Raw genomic sequence first — 3,758 nt, forward strand, 5'->3', positions numbered from 1 at the left:
TTACGATTTTGAACTTTAGCTAAAAAACAAACCTCTATTAAATCGCTTTAAAAGAGGTTGTTTTTTTATAATTTACGATTTTATTTTTAAAAAATGGTGGTTGTGCAACGGTTACCGCTGTTGGCAGAAGCCTTTTTTACACTACTGTATATAGATTTTATTTAGCTTTTTATTTTTTGTTAAGTGCTTGTTTTACTCGTGCAGTTGTCTTATTCATTTTGGCAGAAGGCTTATCTATTTTAGCGGATGCTTATTTCACTTTGGCGGATGTCTTGTTTAGTTTGGCGGAAGCTTTATCTATTTTGGCGGATGCTTATTTCACTTTGGCGGATGTCTTGTTTATTTTAACAGAAGGCTTATGCATTTTTGCATAAGCCTTGTTTAGTTTTACTTTTTGTTATGCTTTTTTGAATTTTATTTTAGAGATTGCTTTGTATTGAACTGAATTACTATCAAGAATTGTAAATAGATAATCTTTAGCTTTGTTGAAAGTGTCTACTAGATTATCATCAGAAAGATACATTGTGTTATTTCTAGTGCTACGAGCACTATTTAAAGGAACAAATGTGTTTGCAACGCCTTGCGTTGCTTGCAACATTTGCGCTTTTTCTGCTTGTAATGTTGCTACTTTATATTCTACTTCGTTTGGGTCGTAGTTTGGTGTGTTTTGAAATAATGAGATAAGCAAATCCATATTATTGGTGCGTTGGTCGTAACTCATTTGTGAGGTTGAATGTTGCGTTTGTTCAATTGTAGTATCAGTTGTTGGAGCGTTATTGATTTTACGAATTCCTTTAAGTTTTCGTGCTATTGTCATAAAATCTTCTAATTGTGCTGGTGTTACTCCGTTGGTGGATTTATAAACTCTACGAAGTTTTGTTATTTTTTTGCTTACTGGTGCAAAAATCAATTCTCTATTATCTACGGCAACGGAGTAAGGAGCAACTAAAGTATTAACTGCTTCTTGTTGTGAAAATGAATTGGTGTAGATAGTTTGCAAGTTAGCCAAAAGTAATTTTGGATTACTTGGATTGTAAGTTGCTCCCAATTCAATAATGAATGTGTTTAATAAATTTGCGTTTGCAACATTTTTTGCGTGTCCTTTTTCAGATGTTGATGCCATATTGATAAATTTTAGAGTTATATATTTATTAACGTTGGGTATATAAATTTATTTTGAAGAGATTATTTTTTCTAATAATTCAATTCGTTTGAGCATATTTTCTAATATACCTTCTGGAAAATTATTATTAATTGTTTCTATTTTACAACCGATATTTCCACCTTTTGTTTTTTCAATTTTTTCAAAATTAAAATTTATAGAGTGTTCATTTAAAAAATAGTCAAAATCTACATTAAAGATTTTACATACTTTATCCATTAAAAGAAAATCAATTTTTTTTGTTTTACCACTTTCAATTTCTGAAAGAGCTGTTTGACTTATATCTAACTTAAAGGCTAATTCAGGTTGAGATATTTTATGTTTTCTTCTTAATACACCTATTTTTGTACCAATCTCCATATTAATATTGTTTTTCCGTTAGATTTTAAAAGTTTTTAAATATAATGCAAATATACAATCTTTTATTTTTGAAAAATTATTAACAATTTAAAATAAAAAAGGATGAATTTATTTAGTAAGAAAATTGCAATGTTTAGTGTATGTGCTTTTGGAGCAACATTTTTAATGAGTTTTGACCAAAAATCTGATGATTATGGACAGTCTGTTCAGATTTATTCAAACGCTCAAGTAAATGGTAAAATTGAAGCACCTGCTATTACTGGTTTGGTTAGAGCTGCTGTTGGATTTACAAGAGTTGCAGTTCGAACTGCAACACATTTAACACCAGAGGTTGAACAAATGACTTATACTATTTTTGGAGTTGCTGATAACGGAAACGGAAATGTTGAATTAAAAAATGAAAAGCTTTATAATTTAGATAAATAAAATTATATGTTTAGATATGTTTTTTCAACCCTGATTTCAGGGTTGTTTTTATTTTATGGAATTGCAACTGTAGTATTTTCTACTCCTGATAACTATATAAATATTAGTTTAATTGAATATAATGAAAAATTTAATACTTTCTTTTATCAAAGATGGGGTTTTTTTGCACCACCGCCACAATCGAATGATAGACTTTATTATGTTTTTGAAAAAAAGACTAATAAAGCAGAGATTATTGTTTATGAGGTGATTGAACCATTATTAAAGCAAAAATGTAGTAAAGCACCATTTAATGGGAATGAAGATTTGGTAGATTACTTAATATCAAATTCTATTTACTTGATAACGGATGGTATAAGAGCGGTACGAGAATCATTTGAATATGATGCAAAATTAAAAAATAAAAAAGTTGATGAATTTGAGTTAACAAAAAAAGTAAACAAAGTTATAGAGACTACAAAACCATTTATGACACTTCTAAATTATTCAAAAAAAGTTGCATTAAATAATAAATTAGAATATGCTGATTATAATGTTTATTTAAAAATAACGCAAAAGAAAATACCTAAATTTATAGATAGGTATAAAAAAAATCTTAATGAAGATGAACAATTAATTTTTGATAGCTCAAATTAAATTATGAAAAAGTTTATAGATAATTTTAGTATTGACAATAAATTTAGTTTTTACTCTGCATTTTTTAGAATATTTATTTGTTTTCATTTGCTTAAAAAAGTATTTCTGTCATGGGAATATAAAGATTTGTTATATATGTCAAAATCATTTTTTGTACATGAAGAATCAGGATTTTTTGATTTTTTTAATATCAATAGTTTGATTATTAGAGATAATTTTCAATTTTTTTATTTAGCGTATATAATTCTTATTTTATTTTATTTTTTTGGAATTGGTAAAAATGCAACAGCATTTGTTTTGTTTATTTTCTATGAAATTTTGCAGAATTTATGCCCGAGTATTTTAAATGGAGGTGATAATTTATTGAAGTTTATTATGATTTATATGATTTTTATTGATTCATATAATTATTTCGCAATTAAACCAAAGTTTTTTAAAAACGTCGAATATTTTAAGTTTAATGTTTTTTTATCAAATCTTGGCGGTTATTCAATTTGCATACATTTATGTTTGGCTTATTTCATTTCTGCAATACATAAAATTCATGCCGATTTTTGGTTTAACGGAATAGCGACTTACTATACAATGTCTTTAGAAAGGTTTAGAGGAACTAGTTATAATTTATCACTTGCAAAAAATGCAATTTTTGTTACAGTATCGACGTATGCAACGATATTAATTGAATTATTTTATCCTGCTTTAGTATGGTTCAAGAAGACAAAGAAGTTAATAATTATTTTAGCAATAATGTTACATATATCGATTTATGTTTTTATGATGATATATGATTTTCAATTGGTATTTATTTTTGTTCAAGGATTTTTTATTGCAAATACTGATTGGGAAAAGTTTTATGAAAAAATATTAGAAAAAATGAGTAGATATGGTAAACAAACTTACAATATACATTGATGGATGGTGTCCGATTTGTAAAAAGTTTAAAAGAATTGTAACTAAATTAGATTTTTTTAAACTTATAGTAGTTGAAGATATCAGGACTTCTGATATTTTAGATGAGAAAAAAATTAAATTGATGTTTTCAAAATCAAGTAATGATTTATCGTTTTATGGTTTTGATAGTATTTTTGAAATAAACAAAAGGCTTGTGATTTTATGGGTTTTATTACCATTTACATTTGTCTTAAAAATAACTAAAATTGGAAGTTTTTTATAT

General features: G+C 26.3%; 7 protein-coding genes. 5 read left to right on the forward strand and 2 right to left on the reverse strand.

Going from position 1 to position 3,758, the window contains the following annotated elements:
* Window positions 1-218 precede the first annotated feature (218 nt).
* Complete coding sequence (locus tag ACIQ06_RS16005) at window positions 219-374, forward strand: hypothetical protein (protein ID WP_396147933.1); 156 nt, start codon at window positions 219-221, stop codon at window positions 372-374.
* A 23-nt stretch (window positions 375-397) separates the two neighbouring features.
* On the opposite strand, the gene ACIQ06_RS16010 is transcribed toward ACIQ06_RS16005, so the two are convergent.
* Entirely contained in the window at window positions 398-1,123 is a 726-nt protein-coding gene (locus ACIQ06_RS16010; RefSeq protein ID WP_396147934.1) for a hypothetical protein, read from the reverse strand.
* A gap of 48 nt (window positions 1,124-1,171) precedes the next feature.
* Window positions 1,172-1,522, reverse strand: coding sequence for a helix-turn-helix domain-containing protein (locus ACIQ06_RS16015; RefSeq protein WP_396147935.1), 351 nt, complete (start codon window positions 1,520-1,522; stop codon window positions 1,172-1,174).
* A 102-nt stretch (window positions 1,523-1,624) separates the two neighbouring features.
* Between ACIQ06_RS16015 and ACIQ06_RS16020 the strand changes: the two genes are divergently transcribed.
* The 4 genes from ACIQ06_RS16020 to ACIQ06_RS16035 all read left to right on the forward strand — a co-directional run.
* Window positions 1,625-1,948, forward strand: a complete 324-nt coding sequence (locus ACIQ06_RS16020; RefSeq protein WP_396147936.1) for a hypothetical protein — start codon at window positions 1,625-1,627, stop codon at window positions 1,946-1,948.
* Window positions 1,949-1,954: 6 nt separating this feature from the next.
* Window positions 1,955-2,584 (forward strand): hypothetical protein, encoded by a 630-nt coding sequence (locus ACIQ06_RS16025; protein WP_396147937.1) that lies wholly within the window; start codon window positions 1,955-1,957, stop codon window positions 2,582-2,584.
* Window positions 2,585-2,719: 135 nt separating this feature from the next.
* Window positions 2,720-3,496 carry a hypothetical protein gene (locus tag ACIQ06_RS16030; RefSeq protein ID WP_396147938.1) on the forward strand — a complete coding sequence of 259 codons (777 nt, stop codon included), beginning with the start codon at window positions 2,720-2,722 and terminating at the stop codon, window positions 3,494-3,496.
* On the forward strand, window positions 3,468-3,758 hold a 291-nt coding region (locus ACIQ06_RS16035; RefSeq protein WP_396147939.1), incomplete at its 3' end, for a hypothetical protein. The genes ACIQ06_RS16030 and ACIQ06_RS16035, both read left to right, overlap by 29 nt.

The organism is Flavobacterium sp. (assembly GCF_044341265.1).
Lineage (GTDB): Bacteria > Bacteroidota > Bacteroidia > Flavobacteriales > Flavobacteriaceae > Flavobacterium.